The sequence below is a fragment of the Nocardioides sp. NPDC057577 genome (assembly GCF_042801335.1).
In the GTDB taxonomy this organism is placed as follows: domain Bacteria; phylum Actinomycetota; class Actinomycetes; order Propionibacteriales; family Nocardioidaceae; genus Nocardioides.
On record NZ_JBHVGB010000330.1, the window covers coordinates 1 to 1638 of the forward strand.

The 1638-nt window shown below is 72.6% G+C and carries 2 protein-coding genes; both read right to left on the reverse strand.

Annotation, left to right across the window (positions count from 1 at the left end):
- Positions 1–293, reverse strand: a 293-nt coding sequence (locus ACFU7D_RS29545) for a hypothetical protein (RefSeq protein ID WP_378874068.1), incomplete at its 3' end; no start/stop codon positions are given.
- Positions 290–1638 (reverse strand): CDP-glycerol glycerophosphotransferase family protein (locus ACFU7D_RS29550; RefSeq protein WP_378874071.1); only part of this gene is annotated, 1349 nt, incomplete at its 5' end. The genes ACFU7D_RS29550 and ACFU7D_RS29545, both read right to left, overlap by 4 nt.

A 1638-nucleotide genomic window follows, 5' to 3' on the forward strand; every position in this document is an offset into this window, starting at 1 on the left:
CGGCGCTTGCGGACGACGCGGCGGGCCTCGGCCCGCCGGGCGGGAATCCGGAAGCGGTCCCGCAGGCCCCTGGGAGCCCAGGGGGTGGGAGGGTGCGCCGGATAGAGGGCCGTCACCGGGTATCCGGGCGGATCGGGCAGGGCCATCTTCCGCTCGGCGGCGTGGACGCCGACGGTGTGCACCCGGTGGCCCGCCTCCTGGAACAGCTGGGCGGTCCGGTGCATCCAGCCCGTCACACCACCGAGCTCGTCGGTGCTGTTGGACACGATGAAGATGTCGCGGCTGCCGCTCATCGGCCAGCCTCCCCGGTAGGGACGGTACGGGAGGGGGCGAGGTGCCGGGCGAACACGGTGTCGACCACCGCGCGGGCCGCGTCCCCCCGGTCGTAGGCGCCGAACTCCTCGGCGAACGCGGTGCGCCGCTCCTGGAAGCCCGTCTCGGCGGTCTTCAGCCGGGCCAGCACGGCGAACAGTTCCTCCTCGGTCGCGGTCACCGGTCCCGGCGCCTTCTCCCGGAGGTCGAAGTAGCTGCCCCGCTCGGCCGCGTAGGCGTCGAGATCAGGGGCGAAGAGGACGATCGGACGGTCCAGGAGGGCGTAGTCGAACATGATCGACGAGTAGTCCGTGACCAGGACGTCGGTGAGCGCGAGGATCTCACTGACGTCGTGGTGGCGCGAGACGTCCACGACGGTCCCCGGCGGGCACGCGGGCAGACTCGCCGCCTCCAGGTAGTGCGCCCGCACCAGCAGTGTGTACGTGTCGCCGAAGCGTTCCGCGAAGCGCGCCGCGTCCAGCAGCAGCCGTTGCCGTTTGCGCGTGCCCGGCCTGCCCCGGAAGGTCGGCGCGTACAGCACGACCTTGCGGTGGTCGGGCAGGCCGAGTTCGGCCGCGAGCGCCGGACGGGGCAGCCGGCCCTCGGCCTCGTCCCGCGCGCGCGCGGCGAGCAGGACGTCGTTGCGGGGGTAACCGGTGCGCAGCAGCGTCCGTTCCGGCAGCCGGTAGGCGCGGGCCAGCGTGCGCTCGTCGTGCTCGGACCGTACGAGGAAGTGGTCGAAGCGGTGCACGGCCTGCTGGAGCCGTTCGCGCTGCGGGGTGTTCTGCAGGCGCACCCGGGTCTCGTCGAAGCCCATGCGCTTGTACGCCGATCCGTGCCAGGTCTGGAGGTAGGTCGTGCCGGACGGCTTGTCGAGGTTCTGCGGGAACCCCTGGTTGTCGACCCAGTACTCCGCCCGGGCCAGGGCCCACAGATAGCGCCAGGACCAGCGGCGCACGAGCCGGACGTCGGTGGGGAAGCCCTCCGTGGAGTCGGCGTGGACCCAGACGGGGCGGAGCCGGAGCCCTCGGGCGCGTACCTCCTCGTGGACGGCGCGGGGGCTGTCGCCGTAGCAGGTGCCCATGTGGCTCTCGAAGACCACCGACCCCCGGCGCTTGGGCAGTCGCAGCAGCCAGGAGCGGTACACCGCGACCTTGAAACCCCTGGCGTGCAACCGGTCCCGGCGCCTGCCCAGGGCACGCAGCGCCAGCCTCACCCTGCGTGCGGGACGGAAGTGGGTGGCGTAGTGGACCAGCCCGCGGGCCGTACGGGCGGGACGGTGACGGGCTTCGAGCCTGAGTGCCAGATGGTCCCGGAGGGTGACGT